Origin of the sequence: Chroococcidiopsis sp. (assembly GCF_051657925.1) — a bacterium.
GTDB lineage: Bacteria > Cyanobacteriota > Cyanobacteriia > Cyanobacteriales > Chroococcidiopsidaceae > Chroococcidiopsis.
In genome coordinates, this window is sequence record NZ_JBOFLP010000147.1 from 14,317 (window position 1) to 37,583 (window position 23,267).

19 protein-coding genes are annotated in these 23,267 nt (G+C 44.6%); 8 read left to right on the top strand and 11 right to left on the bottom strand.

Annotated features, from left to right (window positions below):
- Nucleotides 1–472: 472 nt before the first annotated feature.
- The 3 genes from ACRC32_RS11325 to ACRC32_RS11335 all read right to left on the bottom strand — a co-directional run bounded on the left by ACRC32_RS11325 (nt 473) and on the right by ACRC32_RS11335 (nt 4,443).
- The gene (locus tag ACRC32_RS11325) at nt 473–2,242 is read right to left on the bottom strand and encodes a ribonuclease J (protein WP_438554053.1); all 1,770 of its coding nucleotides are present in this window, start codon (nt 2,240–2,242) and stop codon (nt 473–475) included.
- A 187-nt stretch (nt 2,243–2,429) separates the two neighbouring features.
- Complete coding sequence (gene dapA / locus ACRC32_RS11330) at nt 2,430–3,314, bottom strand: 4-hydroxy-tetrahydrodipicolinate synthase (protein WP_438554054.1); 885 nt, start codon at nt 3,312–3,314, stop codon at nt 2,430–2,432.
- Nucleotides 3,315–3,402: 88 nt separating this feature from the next.
- Entirely contained in the window at nt 3,403–4,443 is a 1,041-nt protein-coding gene (locus tag ACRC32_RS11335) for an aspartate-semialdehyde dehydrogenase (protein WP_438554055.1), read from the bottom strand.
- Nucleotides 4,444–5,091: 648 nt separating this feature from the next.
- Between ACRC32_RS11335 and tig the strand changes: the two genes are divergently transcribed.
- The 4 genes from tig (at nt 5,092) to ACRC32_RS11355 (ending at nt 9,830) form a co-directional block, all read left to right on the top strand.
- Nucleotides 5,092–6,522, top strand: coding sequence for a trigger factor (gene tig, locus ACRC32_RS11340; protein ID WP_438554056.1), 1,431 nt, complete (start codon nt 5,092–5,094; stop codon nt 6,520–6,522).
- A gap of 266 nt (nt 6,523–6,788) precedes the next feature.
- Nucleotides 6,789–7,487 carry an ATP-dependent Clp endopeptidase proteolytic subunit ClpP gene (gene clpP, locus ACRC32_RS11345; RefSeq protein WP_438554057.1) on the top strand — a complete coding sequence of 233 codons (699 nt, stop codon included), beginning with the start codon at nt 6,789–6,791 and terminating at the stop codon, nt 7,485–7,487.
- 10 nt (nt 7,488–7,497) lie between these two features.
- Complete coding sequence (clpX, locus tag ACRC32_RS11350; protein WP_438554058.1) at nt 7,498–8,838, top strand: ATP-dependent protease ATP-binding subunit ClpX; 1,341 nt, start codon at nt 7,498–7,500, stop codon at nt 8,836–8,838.
- Between the two features lie 83 nt (nt 8,839–8,921).
- The gene (locus ACRC32_RS11355; RefSeq protein WP_438554059.1) at nt 8,922–9,830 is read left to right on the top strand and encodes an alpha/beta fold hydrolase; all 909 of its coding nucleotides are present in this window, start codon (nt 8,922–8,924) and stop codon (nt 9,828–9,830) included.
- Between the two features lie 51 nt (nt 9,831–9,881).
- Here ACRC32_RS11355 and ACRC32_RS11360 read toward each other — a convergent pair whose 3' ends face one another.
- Both ACRC32_RS11360 and ACRC32_RS11365 read right to left on the bottom strand, forming a co-directional pair.
- Nucleotides 9,882–10,550 carry a nitroreductase family protein gene (locus tag ACRC32_RS11360; RefSeq protein WP_438554060.1) on the bottom strand — a complete coding sequence of 223 codons (669 nt, stop codon included), beginning with the start codon at nt 10,548–10,550 and terminating at the stop codon, nt 9,882–9,884.
- Nucleotides 10,551–10,693: 143 nt separating this feature from the next.
- On the bottom strand, nt 10,694–11,677 hold the full coding sequence (locus ACRC32_RS11365) for a GntR family transcriptional regulator (RefSeq protein ID WP_438554061.1): 984 nt from the start codon (nt 11,675–11,677) through the stop codon (nt 10,694–10,696).
- 147 nt (nt 11,678–11,824) lie between these two features.
- Between ACRC32_RS11365 and ACRC32_RS11370 the strand changes: the two genes are divergently transcribed.
- Together ACRC32_RS11370 and ACRC32_RS11375 are read left to right on the top strand one after the other, a co-directional pair.
- Nucleotides 11,825–12,565: a dienelactone hydrolase family protein gene (locus ACRC32_RS11370; RefSeq protein WP_438554062.1), complete on the top strand. Its 741-nt coding sequence runs from the start codon at nt 11,825–11,827 to the stop codon at nt 12,563–12,565.
- Nucleotides 12,566–12,733: 168 nt separating this feature from the next.
- Nucleotides 12,734–13,636: a S1 RNA-binding domain-containing protein gene (locus tag ACRC32_RS11375; protein ID WP_438554063.1), complete on the top strand. Its 903-nt coding sequence runs from the start codon at nt 12,734–12,736 to the stop codon at nt 13,634–13,636.
- 44 nt (nt 13,637–13,680) lie between these two features.
- On the opposite strand, the gene ACRC32_RS11380 is transcribed toward ACRC32_RS11375, so the two are convergent.
- The 4 genes from ACRC32_RS11380 to ACRC32_RS11395 all read right to left on the bottom strand — a co-directional run bounded on the left by ACRC32_RS11380 (nt 13,681) and on the right by ACRC32_RS11395 (nt 18,030).
- Nucleotides 13,681–14,784, bottom strand: a complete 1,104-nt coding sequence (locus tag ACRC32_RS11380; RefSeq protein ID WP_438554064.1) for an ABC transporter ATP-binding protein — start codon at nt 14,782–14,784, stop codon at nt 13,681–13,683.
- Between the two features lie 59 nt (nt 14,785–14,843).
- Complete coding sequence (locus ACRC32_RS11385; RefSeq protein WP_438554065.1) at nt 14,844–15,710, bottom strand: carbohydrate ABC transporter permease; 867 nt, start codon at nt 15,708–15,710, stop codon at nt 14,844–14,846.
- A gap of 2 nt (nt 15,711–15,712) precedes the next feature.
- Nucleotides 15,713–16,639, bottom strand: a complete 927-nt coding sequence (locus tag ACRC32_RS11390) for a carbohydrate ABC transporter permease (protein ID WP_438554066.1) — start codon at nt 16,637–16,639, stop codon at nt 15,713–15,715.
- Between the two features lie 74 nt (nt 16,640–16,713).
- Nucleotides 16,714–18,030 carry an ABC transporter substrate-binding protein gene (locus ACRC32_RS11395; RefSeq protein ID WP_438554067.1) on the bottom strand — a complete coding sequence of 439 codons (1,317 nt, stop codon included), beginning with the start codon at nt 18,028–18,030 and terminating at the stop codon, nt 16,714–16,716.
- An 894-nt stretch (nt 18,031–18,924) separates the two neighbouring features.
- On the opposite strand from ACRC32_RS11395, the gene ACRC32_RS11400 reads away from it, so the two are divergent.
- Nucleotides 18,925–20,271: a GntP family permease gene (locus tag ACRC32_RS11400; protein ID WP_438554068.1), complete on the top strand. Its 1,347-nt coding sequence runs from the start codon at nt 18,925–18,927 to the stop codon at nt 20,269–20,271.
- Between the two features lie 16 nt (nt 20,272–20,287).
- Here ACRC32_RS11400 and ACRC32_RS11405 read toward each other — a convergent pair whose 3' ends face one another.
- Together ACRC32_RS11405 and aac(6') are read right to left on the bottom strand one after the other, a co-directional pair.
- Nucleotides 20,288–20,875: a Uma2 family endonuclease gene (locus tag ACRC32_RS11405; RefSeq protein ID WP_438554069.1), complete on the bottom strand. Its 588-nt coding sequence runs from the start codon at nt 20,873–20,875 to the stop codon at nt 20,288–20,290.
- Between the two features lie 75 nt (nt 20,876–20,950).
- Nucleotides 20,951–21,403, bottom strand: a complete 453-nt coding sequence (gene aac(6'), locus ACRC32_RS11410) for an aminoglycoside 6'-N-acetyltransferase (RefSeq protein WP_438554070.1) — start codon at nt 21,401–21,403, stop codon at nt 20,951–20,953.
- Between the two features lie 260 nt (nt 21,404–21,663).
- Here aac(6') and ACRC32_RS11415 point away from each other — a divergent pair, with 260 nt between their 5' ends.
- The gene (locus ACRC32_RS11415) at nt 21,664–23,160 is read left to right on the top strand and encodes a gluconokinase (RefSeq protein ID WP_438554071.1); all 1,497 of its coding nucleotides are present in this window, start codon (nt 21,664–21,666) and stop codon (nt 23,158–23,160) included.
- Nucleotides 23,161–23,267: the final 107 nt, after the last annotated feature.

Sequence of the window (23,267 nt, forward strand, 5' to 3'; positions counted from 1 at the left end):
AGCGAATTTGACTGGAAGTGCATGTAGAACAAACATTCAAGCGATGCACGAACCACATCTACATCAATTTCGTATTCAAAACTACAAATTTATTCTTTGTAGTTTCAAACACAATTTTTGTTCTACCTCTCTAATAGGAATCGCTTTGATTCTGCCTAAAATTCCTGCGTGATGTATGAGCAACAATACGGAAATTTTTAAAATAATAAAGAAATAATTAAAAGCAGCTTCCGTATATTTACCGATGTTTGACGATTTGTCAAGCGAATTTCGTTAGATTTTCTTTATAGTTGATGGTTGTTGGTCGTTAAGGCACTCTATAGAGACGTGACATGTCAGATCTCTACACCGATCGCCAACAACTGAAAAGCCCCCCAACTCTCCTCAAAAGGTAGTTTTGGGGGGCTTTTATGTATCGAACTATCTAGATAGGAACACTATCTGTCACTGCTCCCTGCTCCCTGCTCCCTATTCACGAGGCGACTGGTGCAGCAGTAGTGCGTCGCCGTCTTCTACCGTCAGCTGCCTTAACAGGTTCTTCGGGAATAGGCATGAGTAGGGTGACAGTGGGCTGACATTGTAACTCGCGTCGAATTGCCCGTTGTAAGTCTTTTTCTAGCTGTACCTGCAATCCCGCCCAATCAATATCAACTTCTTGTCCGTCAAAGGATCGAGCAAAATCCGTCCAGCGATCGCTTAATACTTGCTCGATCTGTTCTTGCACCCACTTTTGCAACAAATCGCGGTTAATCGTGGTGACTACGCCCCGCAGGTGAATGTCTGGCTTGGTCATTAACTTCCCATTCCAATCGATCGCGACGGCAATAGTAACAATGCCATCTGCTGCCATTTGCTGGCGTTCTTGCAAGACTTTACCACTGACAATACCAGAACCAGAGGTATCTACCAGTTCGATCCCCGCTGGCACTTTCCCGACTACCTTAATTTCCTCTGTTGATAGTCCTACTACGTCACCATTTTGGATGATGACCATATTCTCAGCTGGAATCCCCATGCTTTGTGCTGTTTGAGAGTGCTTCACTAGCATCCGATGTTCGCCATGCACGGGTAAGAAAAACTTGGGACGAGTTAAGGCAATCATCAGTTTTTGGTCTTCTTGGCAACCATGTCCAGAAACGTGAATGCCCTGTTCCCGACCGTAGATAACTTTAGCACCCTGCATCATCAAGCGATCGATCGTGTTGACTACGGCGATCGTATTACCTGGGATCGGGTTCGCTGAAAATACAACCGTATCTCCCTCGCGGATTTTGAGATGGGGATGTGCGCCGCGAGAAATTCTCGTCATGGCTGACATCGGTTCGCCTTGAGAACCAGTAGTTAGAATCAAAACATTTTCATCGGGAAGTTGGCGAATGGCGTGTAGCGGCTGCAACAGGTTATCTGGACATTTGATGTAGCCTAGATTTCGAGCGTGAGCAATTACGTTTAACATCGATCGCCCAACTACTGAAACGACACGATTGTGTTTTTGCGCTAATTCCAGAATCATGTTGATCCGGTGTACGGAGGAAGCAAAGGTGGTGACGAGGACTCTGCCCTTAGCTTGCATAAAAATACGGTCTAAGTTGGGATAGACCGAGCGTTCTGAAGGGGTATGCCCTGGGACTTCGGAATTAGTAGAGTCACTGATTAGACACAATACGCCTTTTTCTCCATGTTCCGCCAGCCGTTGGATGTCGTAATGTTCGCCATCAACTGGAGTGTGGTCGAATTTAAAATCTCCCGTGTGGATAACTACGCCGAGGGGGGTGTGAATGGCGACGGTGAAGCTATCAGCGATGGAGTGGGTGTTACGGATAAATTCAACAATAAAAGAAGAACCAATACGGACGAGTTCGCGGGGACGTACCGATCTTAACTCCGTGCGATCGCGGACTCCTGCTTCTTCTAGTTTCCCCTCTAGCATTGCCATTGCCAAGCGGGGACCGTAAATTACCGGAATATCAAATTGCTTTAAATGAAAGGCAATGCCACCAATATGATCTTCATGACCGTGGGTGACGATCATGCCCTTAATCTTATGCCGATTTTCGCGCAAGTACGTAACATCTGGTAGAACGATGTTTACGCCATGCATTTCATCTGTAGGAAATGCCAACCCTGCATCGAGGAGAAAAATTTCATCGTTGTATTCGAAAACGCAAGTGTTTTTGCCAATTTCGTGTAAACCGCCAAGGGGAATAATTTTGACGGCGGCTGTCGTTCCGTTGTTACTCATTTGTATCCTTAATTTACAGTTGTTTTTTTAGATTCACGTTTGTTGTTTGAGTTAGATAAAACAAAGTCAGGTGGTTTTGCGATAGATAAGAGTTGTCAATAGGGGCAATTATTTTCAATCCGAGCGATCGCGATAACGACTTGGAAGTATCTTGCACGAATTATTCAGTTGTCTGAAAGCTCTATACCTATATCAGGTTTAACTCTGCTAGTACTGGCTTGAGTTTCTGTGCTAATCCATTTTGGTCGTCTTCTAACGGTAGACGAGTTGAACCTACATCCCAGCCTTGAAGTCTGAGAGCTACTTTTACGGGAATGGGATTTGTTGACAGGAACAGACTTTTGAATAGAGGGAGTAGTTGGAGGTGAATTTGAGTTGCCGTTTGAACTTGTCCTGCGGCAAAGGCTTGAATCATTTGTTGTAGCTGCTTGCCAACTAAATGACTTGCCACGCTAATGACACCATAACCACCGATTGCCAGTAAAGGTAATGTGAGGGAATCATCACCAGAGTAGATTTTAAATTCTGGCGGTGTCATGCGACTAATTTCACTAGCTTGGTCAAGGCTACCCGTCGCTTCTTTAATTCCGACAATGTTATCTATTGCTGACAACCGAGCCACTGTTTGCGGCAAGAGATTTTGACCCGTGCGACCGGGAATGTTATATAACACCATTGGCAGATCGGGACATGCTTGCGCGATCGCCTGGAAATGGCTAAATAACCCTGCTTGTGGAGGCTTATTATAGTAGGGGACTACTTGTAAAGAACCATGTACTCCTATTTTAGCTGCTTTTTGGGTAGCCGCGATCGCTTCTTGAGTAGAATTAGAACCCGTTCCCGCAATGACTAGCGCCTTACCTGCAACAGCTTTAATTACGACTTGGAATAGTTGGTATTCCTCGTCCCAACTCAAAGTGGGAGACTCTCCTGTCGTACCACAAACAACCAAAGCGTCACTTCCTTGTGCCACCAAATGCGCTGCTAGTTGTTCTGCTACTGCATAATTTACGCTACCGTCTGCTTGAAATGGCGTGACCATTGCGGTCACCACTCTGCCAAAATCTACCACGCTTGACTCCTAATTTTTAGCTGTCGGCATTCTTTGCCAAAGCGCTCAGCTGTAAGAACTGTAAAAAATCTGCTTGCACTCAATCTGCCTACACTGCTGCTACTTCGGAAGGCTGAAGTAAGTTTTTGGCTACCAATAATTCTGCAATTTGCACGGCATTCAATGCCGCACCTTTACGGATTTGGTCGCCACACAGCCATAGTTCTAAGCCACAGGGATGGGAAATGTCCTGGCGAATGCGACCTACGAGTACTTCATCGCGACCGGAGGCATCAATGGGCATGGGGAAATAGTTAGCGGCGAAGTCTTCGACTACACGCACGCCAGGAGCTTGTGACAAAATTTCCTTTGCTTCGGCGACGCTTAAAAACTGCTCGAATTCTAGATTAATCGCTTCCGAATGCGCTCTAAGTACGGGAACCCGCACGCAGGTTGCCGTAATTTGCAACTGAGGTTCGGCAAAAATCTTGCGGGTTTCGTTCACCATTTTCATTTCTTCTTCACAGTACCCTTGGTCGTTTAACGGGGTGTTGTGGGGGAAGAGATTAAACGCCAGCGGGTAGGGGAAGATCTCAGTTATGGGGGTGTTGCCTGCTAAAATCGCTTGAGCTTGAGCTTTGACTTCTTCCATTGCCCTAGCACCAGCACCGCTCGCTGATTGATAGGTCGCGGCAACAATCCGTTTTACCGGACTGGCTTGATGGAGGGGATAAACAGCAACGTTCATCAAAATGGTGGTGCAGTTGGGATTGGCAATAATCCCTTTGTGGGTAGCTGCTGCTTGGGGATTTACTTCTGGGATGACGAGGGGAACGTCTGGGTGCATCCGAAAGGCGCTGGAGTTATCGATAAAAACAGCCCCTGCTGCTACGGCTTTGGCAGCATATGCCTTAGAAGTGGAACCACCAGCTGAAGCTAGGACAATATCTATGTCGTCGAAGGAGCGATCGCTTACTGGCTCTACAGGCAGATTTTCTCCTGCAAATGCCATAGTTGTACCAGCACTACGAGGCGATGCGAGTAATCGCAATTGGGCGACAGGAAAGTGGCGTTCTTCTAATAAACTTAGTAATTCTGTTCCAACAGCTCCCGTTGCCCCCAAGATGGCAACTGAATAGGATTTGCTCAAAATTTCTGCCTCCTAATATTGCAATAAACTGAAACGAGTTTTTTTAAAAGTTTGAGGTTATACTTTAAAGTTTTAAAAAATTCAAATTAGCCTTGGCGATCGCGACCCATTAGCATTCGGGATTCTAAATGATGATGAACTTAATAATTGTGTTGTTAGAACGAAAAAGATAAAAAGTCTATCTATAGATTTAAGGATTCACTATTCTGCCTCTTGTCTGCCGTTTTCTATCTCCCTACTTAAGTAATTTTAACAATTCAGTTAACCTTCGGCTTTCGCCGATCGCTGGCGGATTGGGACGGATGGTCGCAAAAAGTTCCAATGATTTTAACAATTATCATCACATATAAGCTGGCATCTTATCAGAAAATTGAGGAGAATGCATTCAGTTCATAACAGGTGTTCCAGCAGTATAGTCTATAGATGACTAGTTACGTCTAGCAACTAGACCTCAAAGCAGTTATTTGTCCGAGCAAGTCGAGAGCCAAGCAAACAGAAAAGCTAAAACGCTTTAGAAGTCGTCCTCACTCAAGGCAAGCAATGTCGGTCACAGCCGCTAATTTATGGCATTAGGCGATCGGGGTAGGACTAGTGCTAGTGTGGTACTTCAGCAGGTAAAAAACAATCAGTTACATATCCTCTATCAAAATGAAAGTCACCCAGGAAAAGCTTCCCGCCAGTCAAATTGGTCTGGAAATAGAAATTCCCGCCGACAAGTCTCAACAGAGTTACGAGCAGGTAATTCAAAACTTCACCCGCGCCGCCAACATTCCTGGGTTCCGTAAAGGTAAAGTGCCGCGCCAAATCTTATTGCAACGGCTAGGGACAACGCGGATCAAGGCAGCAGCATTAGAAGAGTTAATTCAAAGTGGCATTACGGAAGCCATTAAGCAAGCAGAAATAGAAGCGATCGGTCAACCTCAGTTGCGTTCCTCTTTTGAGGATTTGATTGGTGCGTTCGAGCCAGGAAAACCCCTGACATTCTCCGCTGCGGTGGATGTACTGCCGGAAATTGAGCTGAAGCAGTACAGCGGCTTACAAGTTAAGGCAGAGGAAGTTAAATACGACCCAGAAAGGGTAGAAAAAGTTTTAGAAGAAAATCGCCAGGAACGAGCTACCTTAATTCCTGTAGAAGGGCGGGCGGCGCAAATGGGAGATGTAGTCATTATCGACTTCAAGGGCTATCTCATACCGGAAGCAGAAGGCGAAGAACCACAGGAGATCGAAGGAGCCTCAGCCACGGATTTTGAAACAGAGCTATCACCAGGAAGATTTATTGAAGGCTTTATAGATGGCATTGTCGGTATGAGTCCAGGGGAAACAAAGGAAATATCGGCGCAGTTTCCCGAAGGATATCCTCAGCAAGAAATAGCAGGCAAGCCAGCAAAGTTTACGGTAACGGTAAAAGAGTTAAAAGAGAAAGAGTTGCCGGAGCTGAATGACGATTTTGCTCAAGAAATTAGTGAATTTGAGACTTTAGCAGAATTGCGCTCGACGCTAGAAACTCGTTTTCGCGAAGAAGCAGAAAAGAAAACTAAGACAAATAAGCAACAGGCATTGCTAGACGATCTGATCGAGCATCTAGAAGCCGATTTACCGGAGACGATGATCGAGCAAGAGGTCGATTCGGTGTTGACGCAAACGGCGATGCAGCTCCAAAGACAAGGAATTGATGTCAAGAAACTGTTTACTAAAGATACAGTGCCGCAGCTAAGACAGCGATCGCGTCCAGAAGCGATCGATCGATTGAAGCGATCGCTAGCTCTACAGGAAGTCGCGAAAAAAGAATCGATTGAAATCGAGCCAGCTGCCGTGGAAGCACGGGTCAAAGAGCTAATGGCTGAATACTCCGGTCAAGATATCGATCGAGAAAGGCTCAAAGAAGTCGTCCAAGAAGAACTGCTAACAGACAAGATTTTTGCTTGGCTAGAAGAACATTCCGCGATCGAACTCGTACCAGAAGGCTCTTTACAGGACGATGAAGAGGATGAAATTGATGATGCGGAAATTATAGAAGAATCGACCCAGCCAGAAGCGTCAGAAGCGACTATAACAGTAGAAGCAACTGAAACTGAGTAAGTTGGGAGTCGTAGCGGCGGGTTTAGCAAGCATATTCACGCTTACGTCAATAAATCTTCGATCGAAACCCGCCCGTACAAGGGAGTCGGAGAATTTTGAATTTTGAATTTTGAATTTTGAATTTCTCTCTTTTTTCTCCCAACTCCTAACCCCTAGTTCATGAGGCATAATAGTCAACAGATAGCAAAGCCACTGGTGAAAAGTGCGATCGCCTTCAGCGCCAGTTAAATGCACTGCATCTGGCTCTACTTCTGGAACAATTATCTATGCTTGTATCTCAGTCCTCATACTATCCACTCATTAGCAGCCACAAACATCTAGAGCTAAACTCTACGATTAGTCCTAGCAACATCGTGCCAATGGTAGTGGAGCAATCAGGCATGGGAGAACGTGCCTTTGATATTTACTCTAGATTGCTCAGAGAGCGGATTGTTTTTTTGGGCACTCCAGTCGATGATGCTGTTGCTGATTCGATCGTGGCTCAGTTGTTATTCTTAGAAGCTGAAGACCCAGAAAAAGATATCCATCTTTACATTAATTCTCCAGGCGGCTCTGTCACGGCTGGTATGGCGATTTATGACACAATGCAGCAGATTCGCTCTGATGTTGCTACTATTTGTTTTGGATTAGCAGCTAGTATGGGAGCGTTTTTGCTCGCAGCCGGAGCAGCCGGAAAACGGATGTCTCTACCCAGCGCGCGAATCATGATCCATCAACCCCTCGGTGGCGCTCAAGGACAAGCAGTTGACATTGAGATCCAAGCCAAAGAGATCCTCTACCACAAGCGGCGATTAAATGAAATCCTCGCCTACCACACAGGTAAACCCTTGGAGAGAATCGAAGCCGATACGGAACGCGACTTTTTCATGTCGGCAGCAGAGGCAAAAGATTACGGGTTGATCGACCAAACGATCTCTAAGCAAAATCTCCCCAAAGCGGGCGAAGCAGTCACATCAGTGAAGTAAGAGGCTTCTTATGTCTAAGTACGACTCCCATTTAAAGTGTTCATTTTGCGGCAAATCGCAAGAGCAGGTACGGAAATTGATTGCCGGACCGGGAGTCTACATCTGCGATGAATGTGTAGATTTGTGCAATGAAATTCTGGATGAGGAGTTATTAGACTCAACTACTGCTGCACCCCAACAGCCTCGTCCAGAACCACCACCAAAGCGGCGCAGTCGAACTGGGGGGATTTCGCTCAACCAAATTCCCAAACCCCGCGAGATTAAAGCACATCTCGACGAACACGTTATCGGTCAAGATGAGGCGAAAAAAGTTTTATCGGTAGCAGTTTACAACCACTACAAACGCCTGAGCTTAGTACAGTCGAAAAATAGTAGCGGTAAAGCTGGTGCAGAAGATATCGTAGAGTTACAAAAATCTAATATTTTGTTAATTGGTCCGACTGGTTGCGGCAAAACTCTACTGGCGCAAACTTTAGCGCAAATTCTTGACGTACCGTTTGCGGTTGCCGATGCCACGACACTGACAGAAGCAGGGTACGTTGGCGAGGATGTAGAAAACATCTTACTCAGATTATTGCAAGTTGCCGATTTAGATGTAGAAGAAGCTCAAAGAGGCATTATCTACATCGATGAGATTGATAAAATTGCCCGCAAGAGTGAAAACCCCTCAATTACCAGGGACGTTTCGGGAGAAGGCGTACAACAAGCGCTGCTAAAAATGCTGGAAGGCACGGTGGCGAACGTTCCACCCCAAGGGGGACGAAAACACCCATATCAAGACTGCATCCAAATCGATACTAGCAACATCCTATTTATTTGCGGTGGGGCTTTTGTCGGTCTCGAAAAAGTGGTAGAGCAGAGAATTGGCAAAAAGTCAATAGGTTTCATTCAGCCAGGGGAAGGGCTATCGCGAGAAAAGCGGACGGCAGATATTCTCGTCCGCTTAGAGCCAGACGATCTGGTAAAATTTGGCATGATTCCCGAATTTATCGGGCGCGTGCCAATGGTAGCTGTGGTCGAACCATTGGATGAAGAAGCGTTAGTGGCAATTCTGACTCAGCCTAAGAGCGCGTTAGTCAAGCAGTATCAAAAACTGCTGAAGATGGATAACGTTCAACTAGAGTTCAAACCTGAAGCCCTGCGGGCGATCGCCCAAGAAGCCTATCGTCGCAAGACAGGGGCGCGGGCGCTGCGAGGAATTGTAGAAGAACTCATGTTGGAGTTGATGTACGAGTTGCCATCGCGTAAAGATCTAACTCGTTGTGCGGTAACGCGGGAAATGGTGGAGAAACGCTCTACCGCCGAACTGCTGCTGCATCCGTCTTCCTTGCCCAAACCGGAATCGGCTTGATGGTCGTTGGTCAATCGTCATTTGTCATTTGCCCCAAGCCACTAACAAATGATATATGACAAATGACAAAGGACAAACAGTAGATGGCTTATATTTCAGTCCGTGGCGTTGAGCATTACTACGAGTGGATTCGGACACCGGAAGCCAAACAAGATAAGCCTGTAATGGTATTTCTGCATGGCTGGGCTGGTTCAGCTCGTTATTGGCACAGTACGGCACAAGTACTGTCAGAACAGTTCGATTGCTTGTTATATGACATGCGGGGATTTGGGCGATCGCGCGGGAAACCTGCCCTATCTACTGCTAACGTTGATGTAGCTGAGGCAAAGTCACCGCAAGCACAAGCTGAGGCGATCGCTGAGTTAAGCTACGAGCTAGAAGAGTACGCCGAAGATCTTGCAGGATTGCTGGATCGATTGGAATTACATCGGGTATACCTTAACGCTCATTCGATGGGAGCGTCGGTAGCAACATTTTTTCTCAATCGCTATCCAGCACGGGTAGAAAAAGCGATTCTTACTTGTAGCGGGATCTTTGAGTATGAAGAGAAGGCTTTTGCTGCCTTTCATAAATTTGGCGGTTACGTTGTCAAGTTTCGCCCCCAGTGGTTGAAGAAAATACCATTTGTCGATCGCATGTTTATGGCGCGGTTTCTCCATCGTTCTATTCCTGCTGCCGAACGCCAAGCTTTTCTAGAAGATTTTTTGGTAGCGGATTACGAAGCAGCTTTGGGAACGATTTTTACTTCTGTCAGCAAGACAGCAGCAGAAGTGATGCCGCAGGAGTTTACCCGTCTGAAAGTGCCGACGTTATTAATTTCTGGGGAGTATGACAAGATTATTCCGGCGGCGATGGGCAAGCAGGCAGCCGCATTGAGCGATCGCGTGGAGTTTGTGACGATCCCCAATACGGCTCACTTTCCCATGCTGGAAGATCCTCAAAGTTATTTGCAGCGAGTACGGGAGTTTTTGGCGCTCCCGGTATCTGTGTGAATGTGAAGAGTAGGGGCGCACAGCCGTGCGTCCCTAAGTTCAACATAAAATTTAACCTAAAAAAGGTTCGCCGTAGGTTTCGCTAAAGCAAACGCGGTCGGCTTTGAAGCGTCCGCCGTATTGTTTGAAAGGTTCGGCAGCGTAGCCAAGGGCGACTAAACAGCAAACATCGACATGGGGTGGAATATGAAAGGCTTCTTTGACTTGTGCCGTAGAAAAGCCTTCCATCGGGCAACTATCAACACCAAAGCTTTTAGCAACTAACATCAGATGGGCAACAGCTAGCATGGTGTGGCGGTTCGTCCAAGCTTCCATCGACTCGAAACTGGGGTGATTTTCAAAGAAAGACGGAATTTGCGATCGCATATAGTTAGCCAAGTCATCGTTCATCGCCCCTGCTTCAGAACCCAATGCGATGACAGCTTCAATATTTTCCATTTCAGCACTGGCGCGATCGCCACAGCAAATTAATACGACTGGGGCTTCCCCTACCTGACGCTGATTAAAGGCACAGGCTTTCAGTTTGTCGAGATTTTGCTGTTCTCGCACGACGATGAACCGCCAAGGCTGGAGATTAAAGCCGGAGGGAGCGCGTAATCCTATCTGAAAAATTGCTTCTAGAATTGCTTCGGGAATTGGATTGGAACGAAACGCTCTAGCCGCACGGCGCTGCTCGATCGCTTCTTTCAAACCAGTGGAAGGATGAATGTCTACAGTCATTTTGTTTACTAAATGCTGAGTATTAATCTAATATTTTAAGTGTAAATGATTTAAGTTTAAACAGTTGTCAGTTATCAGTTATCAGGGACCTATTACCCAATTACCCATTACCCATTACCAACAACCAACAACTATTAACTCTTCTAATCAATCCCCAATTCTCGTTTGAGAGAATCAATTGACTCAGTGGCAATATAATTTTCGCAACAAACGAGTTGGGGCGGGCGAATAATGTTTTCTCTCGCAGCCTGAACGGCGGCTCTAACAGCAACATAACTGGCGCGATCGCTAATAATTAAGTGGGCGCTTTTGACAATGCCATTAAGCTTATAACTATCTCCTGTTTGGGCTGTTCGTACTAGTAGTTCGCTTCCCCGCAGGCTATAAATAATTACTTCAGCAGCTCTTAACAAACCAGAGCTGAGGCTGACGATTCCTACACAGTTACCCTTTGGTAATTTTTTCAAAGTGTGAATTTCTTGACTGTAATCGTAGACATCTACAGGGATGACGCGCACTCCTTTCGGTGAGGCGATCGCTTCTGCAACACCAATAAAATAGCGGCTCGTCACCACCGTACCAGAAGGTGTTTGTTCTAGAATTGCTGCTAATTCCTCAATTGGAACTAGCTGAACACTTACACCCAATGCTTTTTGTAATTCATCGATCATCAACTTACCCACACCGATATCATCACTTGGAACCGTCACCAAGACTTGAGCGCTACTACGCAATCGCCAATCAATTTCAGCGATAAATACTTCCCGTGCTTCGTTGAGCGAACAGCCTAACTTGAGTAATTCCTCTAAACTGCGTCGGACAATCTTTTCTGCTGCGGGATACTTTTCTATCAGGGGGGAAGACGAGCGGGGGCTGCTATTATGAGCTTGAGTGCGGACGTAGATGCCCGAACCTGCCAAACTTTCGACTAAACCATCTTCCTCCAGCTGACGATAAACTTTACTAATAGTGTTGCGATGCAAACCAGTCTGGATTGCTAAAGCTCTCGTACTGGGTAAACGCTGTCCAGGTGGAAACTGTCTAGAGGCGATCGCGTAAAGAATTTGATTGTAAAGTTGAGTTGAAGCAGGAATATCGCTATCTGGCTGAATGTGGAATTGAACCATTTTTTTAGGGAGTAGGGAGTAGGGAGCAGGGAGTAGGGGAAGAATGAGGGTGTAGGGTGTGGGAACAAAGGAGACAAGGAGGCAATTACCAATTACCAATTACCAATTATCAACTCACCACTCCTTGATAACTGAATCTATACCATCATGACAGATAAAGAAATTCAGACAAATCACGTCAAAATTTCGGCTGACAGTTTGGATATTGATGCATACCTAGCAGCACCAACAGTAGATGGGACGTACCCTGGGATTGTGGTGTTACAAGAAGTATTTGGAGTAAATTCCCACATCCGAGATATTACGGAAAGAATTGCCAAGCTAGGATATGTGGCGATCGCTCCTGCGTTATTTCAACGCCTAGCACCAGGTTTTGAGACTGGCTATACTCCAGAAGAATTGGAAGTGGGGAGAAAATATGCTTGGGAGCAAACCAAAGCGTCAGAACTGTTAAGCGATATTCAAGCCGCGATCGACTACTTGAAAGCTTTACCCCAAGTTAAACCAGAGGCGATCGGTTGCATCGGCTTTTGTTTTGGGGGTCACGTCGCTTATCTAGCTGCAACTTTACCAGATATTAAAGCGACTGCGGCTTTTTATGGGGCTGGCATTCCTACCCGTACTCCTGGTGGTGGTTCTCCTACCCTATCTCGTACATCCGAGATTTCCGGCACAATTTATGCTTTTTTTGGCTTGGAGGACGGGAGCATCCCTACCGACCATATCGAGCGAATTGAAGCCGAACTCACTAAACATCGCATCTCTTATAAGATCTTTCGCTATCATGGAGCAGGTCATGGCTTCTTCTGCGATCGCCGCGCAAGCTATAATCCAGAAGCTACAGCTGATGCCTGGGAGCAAGTGAAACACCTGTTTAAAACTTTGTGAGGAGGCAGGAGGCAGAAGTTAAATTTTGATTCTTCCCTTGTCTCGCTTGTCCCCCCCTCCCGCTCCCTATTTCTGTACGGGCGGGTTTATTCGCAGAATTCTGGATTATTTCACGGATATTCTGTAAAAAACCGCCCCTACGACTCTCGACTCCCTTTTTGTATTCCTATGAAATCTGATTCGACCCCATCTGTATCTAGTTCATCGTTCTCGATGGAGGATTTTGCTAAAGCACTGGAACAACATGACTATCAGTTCCAGAAAGGGCAAACAGTACGCGGTAAAGTTTTTCAATACGACAGCAACGGCGCTTATGTCGATATTGGTGGTAAGTCCGCTGCTTTTCTTCCAGCAGATCAAGCTTCCCTACAACAAGTTACGGATTTGTCTACCATACTACCTTTGCAAGAGGAACTAGAGTTTCTGATTATCCGCGACCAAGATGCAGATGGACAGGTCACTTTGTCGCGCCGTCAGTTAGAAATTCAGCATATTTGGGAGCGCATCGAGCAGATGCAAGAGAATCGCCAGACAGTGCAGGTACGAGTGACAGGAGCAAATAAGGGTGGCGTGACAGTAGACGTGCTGGGCTTGAGAGGTTTTATTCCGCGATCGCATTTAGTTGAAAAAGAAAACATGGAATCGCTCAAGGGTCAAACCCTGACAGCTAGTGTTCTGGAAGTCGATTACGACAATAAAAAACTCGTTCTTTCCAACCGCCTAGCGACTCGCGCCAGTAGCTTCAGCCAATTGGAAATCGGTCAACTTGCTACAGGTAAAATTTCCAGCATTCAGCCTTTTGGTGTGTTTGTCGATCTTAATGGAGTCAGCGGTCTACTCCACATCAAGCAAGTCAGCCAAAATTATACCGCTTCTCTACCCGCCCTGTTTAAAATTGGGCAGGAAATCAAAGCAGTCATTATCGATTTGGATGAAGGTAGAGGCAGAATTTCTCTTTCCACAAAAGTCTTAGAAAACTATCCAGGGGAAATCCAAGAGAAGATGGACGAAGTGATGACAAACGCTGAAGCGAGAGCCAATAAAGCCAGAAAGTTAGTCAGCGAAGAATGACATAAATATAGAGGCGCTACATGTAACGTCTCTATATTTACAAATTACGAATAAACTCCTGCCATCTGCCGCCCAATTAAAGCATCTCCAGATTGAACGTCAAACCAGTGCAGGTGGTGAGGTGGTAGGGTAAGAGCAATTTCTTCCTCTTCGTTCCAACGACGGTCTGTGGGTAGCAACGCCCGCACGATCTGCGTTGGGGTGCTGTGACTGTCGACCCGCGTATTGACCAAATAGTTCATTCCCAAGTTTTCCACAACGTTGACTCGCCCTCGGACAAAGCTAGTATCGCCTGGTTGGGCTATGCCGACGTTTTCAGGACGGATACCCAAAATAATTTCTGGTGGTACGGTGGGCAAATCAGGTAGGGGAATTTGGAAATCTCCCAGCGTTGCCGATCTACCTTTACAGGGTAGGGTAAGCAAATTCATTTGGGGACTGCCAACAAATCCTGCTACAAATCGATTTGCCGGATGATTGTAAATACCATCGGGCGAGTCGAGTTGCTGTAAGTACCCATCATTGAGCAAAGCCACCTTAGTAGAAAGCGTCATTGCTTCGGTTTGGTCGTGGGTGACGTAGACTACAGGGGCTTTTTGGGCTGCAAATATGCGCTTGAGATCGGCGCGGACTCGTTCCCGCAATAACGCATCGAGGTTACTTAGGGGTTCGTCTAACAAGAATACCTGAGCTTGACGTACCAGCGCCCGACCGACAGCTACCCGTTGTCTTTGTCCGCCAGATAGCTGTCCTGGTTTGCGGTTCATTAACTCATCCAGTCCCAATAGCCTGCTAACTTCCGCTACCCGTTGTTCGATGTCGGCGCGAGAAACTTTTTTCAGCTTCAGTCCAGAAGCGAGGTTTTCGCTGACTGTCATGTGCGGGTAGAGAGCATAGCTTTGAAACACCATCGCCATATTGCGATCGCCTGGTCGTTTGGAGGTGATATCTTCCCCACCCAGAAAGATGCGTCCGCGAGTTGGGGCATCTAACCCTGCAATCATCCGCAATACTGTAGACTTACCACAGCCACTAGGACCGAGTAACGTCAAAAATTCTCCATCATCCACAGTCAAACTCACATCTTTAACTGGGACAACTTTAGGAGTATAAGTTTTATTTAAATTTCTGAGTTCGAGTTTAGCCATGATTTTAAAAAGATGAAGTACGAATTTTGTAGAAACGCGACATGTCGCGTTTCTACAAACTAACCTTTAACAGCTCCAGCAGTCAGACCTTGAACGATCTTGCGCTGGAAGAAGAGTACGAGGAGAATTAAAGGTAGAGTGCCTAAAATGGTTGCAGCAGCGATGGGTCCGTAGGGAATTTCAAATACCGAAGCCCCACTCAATTGAGCGGTTGCTACAGGTATGGTTTTCATTGATTCTCGCGAAATAAATGTTAGAGCGAAGATGAACTCATTCCAAGCAGCAATAAAAGTCAGAATTCCTGTCGTCACTAAAGCGGGAAGAGTCATGGGTAATAGAATCTTCCATAGTAATTGAAATGTGTTGTATCCATCTACTCGCGCTGAATCTTCCAAATCTTTAGGTAGTTGTTGGAAAAAACTTCGCATTACCAAAATTGTTAGAGGTAAATTAATCGCCGTGTATGGAATTATTAGCGCTAAAAAGTTGTTGGCTAAATTAGTGACTTGAACGATTTCCAACAGTCCTAGAAATAGTAATACTGTAGGAAATAAAGTAACAATCAAAACGATCGCGAGAATAACTTCCTTCCCCACTAATCGCAACCGTGCCAAAACATAAGCTGCTGGTGCGCCAAAAGCTAGACACAGTAGGGTAGAGGTAATAGAAACAAAGGCACTATTTAAAATGTAAAGTCCAAATGGACGACGGGTAAATAGAGATGCGTAATGCTCGAAGGTGAAGCGAGTGGGAAAGTAAACTGTAGGAACGGCTGAGATGTCCTCGTTAACTTTTACGGAAGTTAATACCTGCCACAGTACGGGGGCGAGAAAGAATATTACAACTAAAACTACGGCAATTGGCAGCCAAATGGCTCGCCAATTTATCCCTGCCTTAGCTTGCGATCGCGATTGTGCAATTGCCATAATTAACGTACTCCTGCGGCATTAGCCCGCGCTCTAGTTAAGAGGAAGGATGCGATCGCGACAGCAATGACTAAAATCAAAAATGTCACGACAATCAACGCCGAACCGTAGCCGAAATCTAAATAACGCATCACTGTACTGTAGATGTAAATTGAAACCGTTTCCGTTGCCCCACCAGGACCACCGCCAGTCATAACTTGAATTAAGTCGAAAATAGCGAAAGCTTGAGCAAAACGGAACAACAAAGAAACAATAATTTGCGGCATTAACAAAGGGACGGTAATTTTCCAGAAACTCTGCCACGGAGTCGCACCATCTAAAGAATGCGCTTCGTACAAGTCGCCAGGAATTGACTGCAACCCCGCCAGCAACAGCAGAGCAATAAATGGTGTTGTCTTCCACACGTCAGCTAAAATGACTGCAATCATTGCCAGTGTCGGATTTCCCAGCCAACTAATCCCTGTTTCAATTAATCCTAAGCGGCGTAATATATCGTTAACTACACCATACTGGTCGTTAAAAATCCACGCCCACGCAACCCCCATGACTGCTGTTGGCAAAGCCCAAGGAATTAAGGTAATTGTCCGCACAATTCCCCGTCCTTTAAAGGCTTGGTTGAGTACCAAAGCGACACCAATACCTAAAATTAATTCTGACAACACGGAAGCGGTTGTAAACACGCTGGTGTTCCACAAACTTTGCCAGAATCGCCCGTCGTTAAACATCCGCCCGTAATTACTCAAACCGGAAAACACCAGTTCTAACTCAGTTCCCAGGTTTTGAGTAAAGACGCTCAGCCAAAACGCTCGTAAAATTGGATAGGCATACACTACCAACATGACAATTAATGCTGGTAAGAGTAAGATCCATCCAGTTTTCTGTTCTCTTTTTTGTACGACATCGAGTTTCATAGTTTTGTCATTTGTCATGTGTCATTTGTCATGTGTCATTTGTCATCAGTAGTTATTAGTTTTGACTTTTGACTTTTGACTTTTGACTTTTCTTAAGCTTGATTTCGACCTAATAAAGTGCGGGTTTCTTTAGCAGCCGCTTCCATGGCTTGTTCGGGACTCATACGGTTGGAAAGGGCAGCACTGAGGTAACGTTGCAAAATATCAGAAGCTTGCGCGTATTGGGGAATTGCCGGACGCAAAACTGCTTTTTCGGCAATTTGCAGCAACTCTGGAAAGTAGGGATATTTTGCCACAACGTCTGGGTCGGTAAATAATTCCTTCCGACTGGGTACGTATCCCGCCCCTAAGATAAATCGCTTTTGTGCTTCCTGACTCATAAAGTATTGCAGGGCTTTCCAAGCCTCTTCTTTATGGGTCGAGTTACTCGAAATACCAAAACCCCAGCCTCCTAAACAAGCACCGCTTGTTTCTCCAGGGGCGTGAACCATTGGTTTCATAGCTACTCGATTTCTGAGTTGAGACCCTTTTTCATTTGCTAAAGGTAAAACATAGGGCCAGTTTCTTAAAAAGGCAACTTGACCGCTTTGAAATAGGCGGCGAGTGTCCTCTTCAATGTATGTTGTTACCCCTGGTGGAGAAATACCTTTTTCAATCGTACTGCGGAGAAACTGGACTGCTTGAATTGCCTCTGGTTTATCTAGCCCAACTTCCTGTGTATCTGGATTTACCCAGAATCCACCGTAACCTTCAAGAACTTCAACGAACATTGCTGACAGTCCTTCATATTGCCGTCCTTGCCAGACATAACCCCAATCGACCTTATCTTGTTTTTGTAAAGTTTGGGATGCCTGAATTAAATCCTGAAAGGTTTCTGGCGGTTTTAATCCTGCTGCTTTGAGTAAATCTTCGCGGTAGTAAAGTATGCCAACATCTGCACGGATTGGGATGCGATATAAGCCATCCCTGTATCTTCCTGCTTCGATATCTTGGGCTGTAAATGCTTTTAATTCCTCTGGATTTACTCGTTTTTGTAAGTCTAACAACCATCCAGCCGCAGCAAATTTTGGTGTCCAAATAATATCTAAGAGTACTAAGTCGTAAGGAGATTCACCTAACAGAAAAGCTGAAGAGTAAAGATCTTCAATTAAATTAGCAGCATTTGGACCTTCAATGACGTTGATGCGAATCCCTGGATTTTCTTTCTCAAAGTCTTGAAATATTCCTGCTCGCAGATCTTTGACATCGGGTGCAAGAATTAAGGTATTCAAGACAACTGGTTGCTGTGCTATCACTATCCATGCTGTCAGGATAATACTAAGGGACAGCACGAAGAGCAGCATCCATCGATACCACTTTTTCAGCTTTTGATGGAGAGTATGCAGTTTGTTTTTTGACTGAAGATCCATTGTGATGTTAAGAGTTCGATCGATGTGAATTGAAATGTTATTGAATTGAAAATTGATCGTTTGGTTAATTAAAATCGCGATCGCCGATCGCACCCCATTCTAGACTGAGTATATTCAAGCACTCAATCCAGTAGAAATTTTGCTATTGGTGTTGAAGTAAATCAACAACTATGTTGTACTAAACCAACATGAAACGATTTTACCAGTTTATTCTTGCTTAGATTGAGTATGACTTCAATCCCGTTCTAACTCGCAATTTTCTAGTTAAAATTACTTATGGTATTAGCGGCAATTATCCTGCAATTTATAAAATAATCTAATTGTAATTAAGACTACAACTCTCTCAAGATATAGGGAGGCGATCGCGATAAACTATCTCAGGGCGTATGTTTCTTGCTCGAATGAAGTGATAGTCTTCCCGCTGATGAGAATTTACTTTTCACTTCAACCCTATTTAGAGTTAAATTCTGTAAAGTACATATAAATTTAGCTAATAAACACTCGTTAGGCGATCGTTTCTAGTAAAATTGCTTACTTGAAATATTAACTTTTATGTATATTCTTGCATTCAAAATATTTTAAGTAATATTACTAATAATTTTACAAACGTATCGTTCATGTTTGTATATATACTAATCCTCATCGATCCTCTTAAATAAATTAAAAAATATTAATTTTGTTTAACTAAAAATACTTATTAGTATGCTGCAATGTAACTAAAATTGCCAAGCCAAGAATAAATCTCAAGATAGAAGTAAAAAAACTCTTAACCTCAGAAAATAGACGAAATTAGATTTTCTAATTGGTAATTGGTCAACTGATATCTAGTCAAAAGTTACAAGTCAAAAGTCAAAATTAACTGGTCACTGGTCACTGGTCACTGGTCGCTGAATTATGTCTCCTGGTGCATTAATTTTTGTGGCGATGCTAGGTGTCGCCCTCCTTTTATTTCTCGTCATTGGTGTGCGCTTGCAAGCATTTGTTGCCCTGTTGTTGACGAGTCTGTTTGTTGCCATAGCAGCGGGTATACCGTTAGATAAAATAGCCGAAACAATCCAGCAGGGAATGGGCAGTACCCTCGGCTTTATCGCGATCGTGGTAGGCTTAGGGACGATGTTTGGTGAAATGCTGCGGGTATCTGGCGGCGCGGAAGTGCTAGCAGCTACGTTGGTGAAAAAATTCGGTCAAGATAAAGCTCAATGGGCTTTGAGTTTAACAGGTTTAATCGTAGCGATTCCCGTTTTTTTTGATGTCGGGCTAATTATTCTCATCCCCTTAGTGTACGGTTTAGCAAAACGCACGGGGAAGTCATTGTTATATTACGCCATTCCCCTGACGGCTGGATTGGCGATCGGTCATAGTTACATTCCTCCCACTCCTGGTCCTGTTGCAGTCGCCTCGTTAATTAATGCAGACTTAGGTTGGGTAATTTTATTTGGTGCGATCGCTGGGATTCCTGCTACGATTTTCGGTGGTGTATTTTTCGGTAAATATATAGCAGGGAAAATTCACGCTACAGTTCCAGAATACATGGAAATTGAAGCACCAAAGCACGAACTCGGCAAAGAACCACCTCGCTTTGGTACGGTAGTTTCTATCATTGCCATTCCCTTAGTCTTAATTCTGCTCAATACTGTTTCTACTGTCATTTTGCCAGAAGGAAACTTTTTGCGTAACTTCCTTACCTTTTTAGGACATCCATTTACAGCTTTAATGATTGCTGCCCTACTTTCCTTTTATATTTTAGGAATTAAACGCGGATATTCCCTTGATGAAGTGCAACAAATTGCTACTAAATCGCTAGAACCAGTAGGATTAATTATTTTAGTCACGGGTGCTGGAGGGGTATTCGGTAGAGTTTTAGTCGCTAGTGGTGTTGGGGATGTTTTAGCTAGGGCAATGGCAGCCTCAAATTTACCAATAATTCTGCTAGCATTTCTAATTGCAACTGCCGTGCGAGTCTCCCAAGGTTCAGCTACAGTATCGATGGTAACAGCAGCAGGAATCATGGCTCCAGCAATTGAAGCGGGGAAATATTCGCCGCCTATGATAGGCTTGATAACAATTGCGATCGCCTCTGGTGCAACTGTACTTTCCCACGTCAATGATTCCGGTTTTTGGTTGGTTAGTCGTTATTTAGGATTATCAGAAAAAGAAACTTTGCGGGCGTGGACGGTAATGGAAACAATTGTTGGTTGCGTGGGATTTTTAGTTGTGCTTATTATCAGTTTCTTCGTGTAGAATCGGTGCTATTACTTTATGAACTAGAGTTGGAAAACTCAATATTTTCATAAAGCTCTGCAATTTGAATTTGAAACTCAAAAACGCTAAAAGATAGCGTCACATTAGGATCGTTGTATTCTGAGAGCAACCATTGATTAACAGCAGTTTTGACGTAATGTTCTACATGAATACTGTACTGGTCTATGAGTAAATATTCTTGAAAATTATTAATAGTACGATAAGCGACAAATTTTTCACCACGGTCGTAATCTTGCGTCGATTTAGATAAGACTTCCGCAATAAAACATGGATTAACTAATGTATCTGTGCGTCCTTCTTTAAATTGGAGAGGCTTTTCGACTACCATGACATCAGGGTATGTATATAAGTTGCGATCGCCAATCCAAAGCCGTTGGTCGATATGAAATGTTTCGTAAGGCTTACGTCTCATAGCAACGCTCAAAGCGATATAAAGATTTCCACTGATGCGGTTGTGTGCAAGTGTACCTCCTGCAATTTGGGTAATTGCTCCATTACGGAATTCATTGCGGGTTTCGGACGCAACTTCGAGTTCGAGATACTCTTCAGGCGTGTAGGTTCTTTGTTCGAGTGCTTGTGTCATGATGTAATTTCACCATCATTGAGATAAACAAAATAGAAGCAAAAGAATAGCGATCGCATGTTTACAATAACAGTATCAGCCAGAAGATGTTACTTGTTTGATGAAAGTAACCACTCTTTCTACTTCTTGAAACCCCACCTTTGTATGAAACTCATAACTTGCCGTGTTGTCTAATAAAGCGTCTGAAGCAAGCTCTATACATCCACGTTCAATTGCCCACTGTTGAGCATATTGAATTAGTTTTTTACCTACGCCTTGTTTGCGATATTCATCTTTTACATAAATCCCCTCTACATAAGCAACAGGACTCTGAGTCGCACCTGGAACATAGTCAGAGCGCAGCGAAAGATTCATAAATCCAATTGCTTTGTCATTATCATCTTTGACTAAAAATCCTGCTTCGCGAGGAGAGTGGAAAATATTTGTCAGACTTCTTTGCATTTCTTCAACTGATTCATCTGACCAAAGTTTTAACGCTAAATCCAGCCACTCATTAAAATCATCCTGAGTAACTTTGACAATTTTCACGCTTTGCGTTTTACCTCTTGAATTTTTCTGTTCCTGCTAATGTAATTGTCTCACAGCTATCAGCCACAATCCAACAGCGATCGCTACTCAGAAGAAACTGTTATTTAAGTTAAAGCGATCGCGCTTTCTCTCAAATAAAAACCTAAAATTGATTTTATAAATAATTTTTCTCTGTCCCCTTTATCCCCCTCAGCTCGCCCAGTTGGACGACTCTCTCTTTCCCCTACTCCCTACTCCCTACTCCCTGCTCCCTTCCCATCATGACTTACTTCCTCGGCGTAGACATCGGCACAACCAGCACCAAAGCGATCGCATTTTCTCATGGTGGTGCTATTAAAGGTAAGGGCAGTCAGGGATATGAAATTATCGTCCCGCATCCAACCTGGGCAGAACAAGATCCAGAAGCGCTGTTTAATGCAGTCATTACATCCGTGCGTCAAGCAATGGATACTGGTATATCTAAACAGGAAATCGCTGCCGTTGGTTTTAGTACGGCAACTCATAGTTTACTGCCAGTAGATGCTAACAATAAACCTTTATCAAATATCATTATTTGGGCAGATAACCGCAGTGTCGATCAAGCAGAAAGATTGAACCAAGATAAGATTACTCATAACTTATATTTGCGAACGGGAAGTCCGATTCATCCCGTCTCTGTTGTAACTAAACTCATGTGGCTGCGAGAACAAGAACCAGAAATTTTCCATAAAGCAGCAAAATTTATTTCAATTAAAGAGTATATTTTCTTCAAACTTTTTCAACGTTATGTAGTAGATTATTCGATTGCTTCCGCGACAGGGTTATTTAACTTACAACACCTAAATTGGGATGCAGAAGCTTTAACAATAGCAGGAATTCAAGCGGCACAATTAAGCGAATTAGTCCCTACCACCCACATCTTACGCGGGATGCAAACTGAGTATGCAGAAGCAATGGGACTCGATCCACATACACCTGTCGTCATTGGTGCAAATGATGGCGTACTGGCGAATTTAGGCGTAGGTGCGATCGCCCCTGGCGAATTTGCTATTACCATCGGTACAAGTGGTGCAGTACGGACTGTAGCCCCCGCACCGATTACCGATCCGCAGATGCGAACTTTTTGTTATGCCCTCACCGAGAAACATTGGGTTATCGGGGGACCGACCAATAATGGTGGAATTGTTTTACGATGGTTGCGCGATCGCTTTTGTTACCCAGAAGTAGAAGCAGCGAAACGATTGGGTATCGATCCGTATGACGTGATGATTCAAGCAGCGATGGAAATACCCGCAGGCGCAGAAGGATTAATCTGTTTACCCTATTTATCGGGAGAACGCGCCCCCTACTGGAACCCTAAAGCGCGGGGTGTCTTCTTTGGTTTGAATTTCAACCACACGCGATCGCATACAATTAGGGCAGCGATGGAAGGAATTATCTTTGCCGTCTACAGCATCAACGCAGCAATTCAAGAAACCACTGGAACGACAGGAGAAATTCGCGCTTCTGGGGGTTTTGCCCGTTCTCAAGCATGGTTGCAAATGATGGCAGATGCATTTGGTATGGTAGTAGCGATGCCAGAGGTTTACGAAGCCAGTGGCTACGGGGCAGCAGTATTAGCAATGTACGCCATCGGTGCGATCGCCGATTTATCTGACGTGCAACCGACAATTAAAATTCGCGATCGCATTTCGCCCAACCCTGACTTGACGCGCACGTATCATCAGCTATTCTCTCGCCATCAACGTTTATATCGGCAGCTAGAGGCAGAATTTTAACACAGTGACCAGTGACCAGTGACCAGTTATCAATTCTCTATTAACCGTCAACTGTCAACCACCAACTACCAACTACCCATTACCCGTTACCATTATTAATTGAAAAG

Coding starts and splice junctions, on each gene's coding strand:
- ACRC32_RS11325 (WP_438554053.1), bottom strand. CDS start 2,242: ATGAGTAACAACGGAACGACAGCCGCCGTCAAAATTATTCCCCTTGGC.
- tig (WP_438554056.1), top strand. CDS start 5,092: ATGAAAGTCACCCAGGAAAAGCTTCCCGCCAGTCAAATTGGTCTGGAA.
- clpP (WP_438554057.1), top strand. CDS start 6,789: ATGCTTGTATCTCAGTCCTCATACTATCCACTCATTAGCAGCCACAAA.
- clpX (WP_438554058.1), top strand. CDS start 7,498: ATGTCTAAGTACGACTCCCATTTAAAGTGTTCATTTTGCGGCAAATCG.
- ACRC32_RS11355 (WP_438554059.1), top strand. CDS start 8,922: ATGGCTTATATTTCAGTCCGTGGCGTTGAGCATTACTACGAGTGGATT.
- ACRC32_RS11360 (WP_438554060.1), bottom strand. CDS start 10,550: ATGACTGTAGACATTCATCCTTCCACTGGTTTGAAAGAAGCGATCGAG.
- ACRC32_RS11365 (WP_438554061.1), bottom strand. CDS start 11,677: ATGGTTCAATTCCACATTCAGCCAGATAGCGATATTCCTGCTTCAACT.
- ACRC32_RS11370 (WP_438554062.1), top strand. CDS start 11,825: ATGACAGATAAAGAAATTCAGACAAATCACGTCAAAATTTCGGCTGAC.
- ACRC32_RS11375 (WP_438554063.1), top strand. CDS start 12,734: ATGAAATCTGATTCGACCCCATCTGTATCTAGTTCATCGTTCTCGATG.
- ACRC32_RS11380 (WP_438554064.1), bottom strand. CDS start 14,784: ATGGCTAAACTCGAACTCAGAAATTTAAATAAAACTTATACTCCTAAA.
- ACRC32_RS11385 (WP_438554065.1), bottom strand. CDS start 15,710: ATGGCAATTGCACAATCGCGATCGCAAGCTAAGGCAGGGATAAATTGG.
- ACRC32_RS11390 (WP_438554066.1), bottom strand. CDS start 16,639: ATGACAAATGACAAAACTATGAAACTCGATGTCGTACAAAAAAGAGAA.
- ACRC32_RS11395 (WP_438554067.1), bottom strand. CDS start 18,030: ATGGATCTTCAGTCAAAAAACAAACTGCATACTCTCCATCAAAAGCTG.
- ACRC32_RS11400 (WP_438554068.1), top strand. CDS start 18,925: ATGTCTCCTGGTGCATTAATTTTTGTGGCGATGCTAGGTGTCGCCCTC.
- ACRC32_RS11405 (WP_438554069.1), bottom strand. CDS start 20,875: ATGACACAAGCACTCGAACAAAGAACCTACACGCCTGAAGAGTATCTC.
- ACRC32_RS11415 (WP_438554071.1), top strand. CDS start 21,664: ATGACTTACTTCCTCGGCGTAGACATCGGCACAACCAGCACCAAAGCG.